We start from the raw sequence: 4,057 nt of genomic DNA, 5'->3' as shown, positions 1-4,057 counted from the left end.
GCTCCTCGTGAGGAGCTGGTCGTGCCCAAAAGCGGGTTTACCCTGCTGTTTGTCGACGACGAAGAGGGGGTGCTGAAGGCTCTCAAGCGGATTTTTCTCGACGAAAACTATGAAATTTTAACCGCCGCCAACGCCGAAGATGCCCTGAGTATCCTGGCGAGCCGTGAGGTTCAGCTGGTGGTCTCCGACCATCGGATGCCAGGTGTGACCGGCGCCCAGCTGCTCAAGATGGTGAAAGAACGCTGGCCTGCCACCATTCGGATCATGCTTACCGGCTATGCCGATGTGCAGTCCATCATGGGGGCGGTCAACGAAGGCGCGGTTTACAAGTTCATCACCAAGCCGTGGAACGACGAAGACTTTCGTCTGACCGTCAGTCTGGCTCTGCAGCAGTTCGTGCTCTTGAAGGAAAACCGCAAGCTCAAAGAGATCAACCGCCAGCAGCAGGAGAAAATCAAAAATTACGCCGCCCGGGTGGCCGAGAGCAGCGGCATTCTCGGCAGCATTCTCGCCAAGGCTGGGCAGCTGCCGACGGCAGATTTCGACCGTGCCAAAAAAGCCCGGCAAGACGGGGAGTTCATAATCGATACCCTGGTTCGCCTTGGGCTGACCACTGAGTCGAAGATCATCAGCACCCTGCAGACCCACCTGCACCTCGAATACATCGATCTGGCCGAAGTCAGAATTCCCCCCGAAGTGGTGAAGTTCCTCCCCCGCGATCTCTGTGAGAAAAGCCGGATTATTCCGATCAAGCTCCATGGCAAGCAGCTGACCCTGGCCATGGCCGATCCGTCGGACATATACAAAATCGATAACCTGGCCCTGATGACGGGGGTCAAGGTTTCGCCCGTTATCGCCAGCAGTTCCGGTATTGCGACCCAGCTGGAGAAGGTCTACGGTGATCTGACCGCTGAAGACGGGATGAATTTTGACCATGTCCCCGATATGGAGCCGATCGACGAGATTGACATCATTATCGAGGAGGAGGGCGAGGTCAATGTTCAGGAGCTGTTAAATTCCTCAGGCGTCCCGCCCATCATCCGCATTGTCAATTCCATCATCGCCGAGGCGATTCGCTATCGCGCCAGCGACATTCACATCGAACCGAAAACCAAGTTCTCCCTGATCCGCTTGCGTATCGACGGGATGCTTCACGACAAGATTCGCATTCCCGCGGATCTGCACCCGGCAACGATCTCCCGGATCAAGATCCTGGCTAAACTGGATATCTCCGAGCGGCGCATCCCCCAGGATGGGCGGATCTCGGTCAAGTCGGGGACGCGCCTGGTTGACCTGCGGGTTTCCACCCTGCCGTCGATCAATGGCGAAAAGGTGGTGCTGCGCATTCTCGACAAGAGTGCCTCGGTGAAGAAACTGGAAGAGCTGGGGCTGCTCGGGGACGATCTCCGGCGGATTCACTGCCTGGTCAAGAAACCCCAGGGGATCATTATCTGCACGGGTCCCACCGGCAGCGGCAAAACCACCATGCTCTATTCCATCATGAGTGAAATGCTCGATCGGACCAAGAACTTTGAGACCATCGAGGAGCCGGTGGAGTATTTTCTCGAAGAGGCCAACCAGATTGCGGTCAAGGAAAAAATCGGCCTTTCCTTCGCCTCCGTGCTCAGATCCACCCTGCGTCAGGATCCGGACGTCATCTTGGTAGGCGAAGTGCGGGACAAGGAGACGGCTGATGTCGCCTTCAAGGCGGCGCTTACCGGTCATATGGTGCTCACCTCCCTGCACACCAACAGTTCAATCGCCTCGATAACCCGGCTCATCGATATCGGTGTTCAGCCCTACCTGATCGCCTCGGCCCTGGAAGGCATCGTCGCTCAGCGTCTGGTTCGCCGGCTCTGCAAACACTGCAAGACCGAAGATCAGCCCAGCGCGGATGCCCTGCAGCTGCTCAGGGTTTCTGCCGAGAGCCTGGGGGGAAAGGTTTTCCGTCCCGTTGGTTGTCCCAGGTGCAGCAATACCGGCTATCAGGGGCGCACCGGTATTTACGAGCTCTTTGTCATGTGCGAGGATTTTCGGCATATCATTTCTGAAGACTATAAAGAGTCGCGCCTTGTGGAGCTGGCCCGTATCAGCGGGATGAAAACCTTGATCGAGGACGGTCTCGAAAAGGTACGCAGTGGTGAAACGACCCTCGATGAAATCTTGCGGGTAATCGGGCCGCAGATAAAGAATGAGCGCCAGTGCGGCCATTGCCACCGGGGGGTGGATGCCAGGTTTCTGTTTTGCCCCTACTGTGGCGCGTTCAAGCAGAATGTCTGCCGTCAATGCAATCTGGCCATGGAGGAAGACTGGAATGTTTGTGCCTTTTGCGGCCATGTCAAGAACCAGGATAGCGGGTGAGTCAGCGCATTATCCCCCCCAGGGGGGCGGGGGGGATGCCGGCGTATCAGGGTTGCAATAATTGCACTGCCGGAAGCCAGGGTTGATGATTTTGACATGGGAACTATTTCATGAACGCATTTCGCCTGAAAACCCCGGGTTATTGGGGGGGCACCAGCCTGAAAATAAAAATTGCCCTGCTGATTTCTGCGCTGGTGCTCGGTTTGGCAGCGACCCTTGGCGGTTTTCTCATCTATCATTTCGAGCATCAGCTGAAGCAGAACCTCTATGCGCAGCAGTTTTCCCTGGTCACCTCGCTGGCGGAAAGTATCGACACCAAACTCGACCAGGCCCGGCAGTCCCTTCTGGCCGGCGCCCTTCACGCGCCTCATGAGGTCGTTGCCGGCAGGCAGGCGCAACAATTTCTTGACAGCCGCTTCGGGTTGCTGTCGATCTTCGATCGCGGCTTGTTTTTGTTCAGCCCCACGGGAGAGCTGATCGCCGAATCGCCGGCCAGAGCCGGCCGCCACCAGACGAACTTCGCCTTTCGGGATTACTTTCGCCAAACGCTCGCCAGCGGCCAGCCGGTCATGTCTGCCCCTTACCGTTCCAGCCTGCCGGATGCTCATCCAGAAATCATGTTTACCGTCCCTATCCATGACCAGGCAGGTACCCTTGTCGCGATCATGGGCGGCGCCGTGGATCTGCTGGGGGATAATTTTCTGGCGCAAATTGCCGGAACCAAAGTCGGTCGCAGCGGTTATGCCTATCTCTTCGATACCGACCGGACCCTTATCGTGCATCCCGACCTGAGCCGGGTCTTGCAGCCGGACGTTCCCCCCGGGGCCAACCTCCTCTTCGATCAGGCCATCGCGGGTTTTGAGGGGACCGGGGAAACGGTCAACTCCCGCGGCCGGCATTTCATCGCCTCGTTCAAGCGGCTGAAAACCACCAACTGGATCATGGCGGCCAACTACCCGCCTGAGGAGGCTTACGCCGCGATAACCCGGGCCCGAAAAATCATATTCAGCTGGCTGCCGCCGCTGGTGCTGGCGATTTTGGTTGTCACCCTGGGCGCAATTCACTTGTTGCTGTGCCCGCTGGAACAGCTGGCCAGTCATGTCCGGCGCCTGACGCAGAGGCCAGGGGAGCCGCAGAATTCCGGAGCTGGCTGGAAAAACGAAATCGTGCTTCTGACTCAAGCGATTCAGGGTTTTATGGCGCAGGCCGATAGCGACCAGCGCGCCCTGCTGGCGGCGATATCCCGGGCCGAAGCGGAAAGCGCCAAATCAGAAGCGATCATCGCCGCGATCAGTGACCCGCTCACCGTTCATGACCGGGAGTTCCGGGTGCTGTACCAGAACCCGGCTGCCATCAAGCTGTTCGGCGATAACATGAATAAACAGTGCTTCCGGGCTATTTATCAACGGGAAGAACCCTGTTGCGACTGCGCCTTGGTCAAGGCCTTTGAGGAGGGCAGGGTCAGCAGCCACGAACGCCAGTCCCGCATCGGTGAACGCTGGGTTTTTCAGGAGGTTTGCGCCGCGCCCGTGCGGGATGTCGACGGTCAGATCGTGGCAGGGGTCGAGATCGTCCGCGACATTACCGAGCGCAAGCAGGCGGATGACAGCTTGCGAAAAAGCCGGGAGCTGCTTGCGCAGGCCCAGCGCATTGCCAAGATCGGCAGCTTCGACTGGGATCTCATTGGCAATAAGGC

At 58.0% G+C, this 4,057-nt stretch carries 2 protein-coding genes; both read left to right on the top strand.

Annotated elements, in window-relative coordinates:
- Window positions 1-2,361: ATPase, T2SS/T4P/T4SS family (locus tag ABYV89_RS15030; protein WP_432823749.1), on the top strand; the 2,361-nt coding region annotated here is incomplete at its 5' end.
- 110 nt (window positions 2,362-2,471) lie between these two features.
- The coding region (locus tag ABYV89_RS15025) for a PAS domain-containing protein (RefSeq protein ID WP_432823748.1) at window positions 2,472-4,057 on the top strand (1,586 nt) is incomplete at its 3' end.

It is taken from the genome of Trichloromonas sp., from assembly GCF_041583255.1.
Taxonomy (GTDB): Bacteria; Desulfobacterota; Desulfuromonadia; order Desulfuromonadales; family Trichloromonadaceae; genus Trichloromonas.
This window is presented reverse-complemented; position numbering and strand designations above follow the sequence as displayed.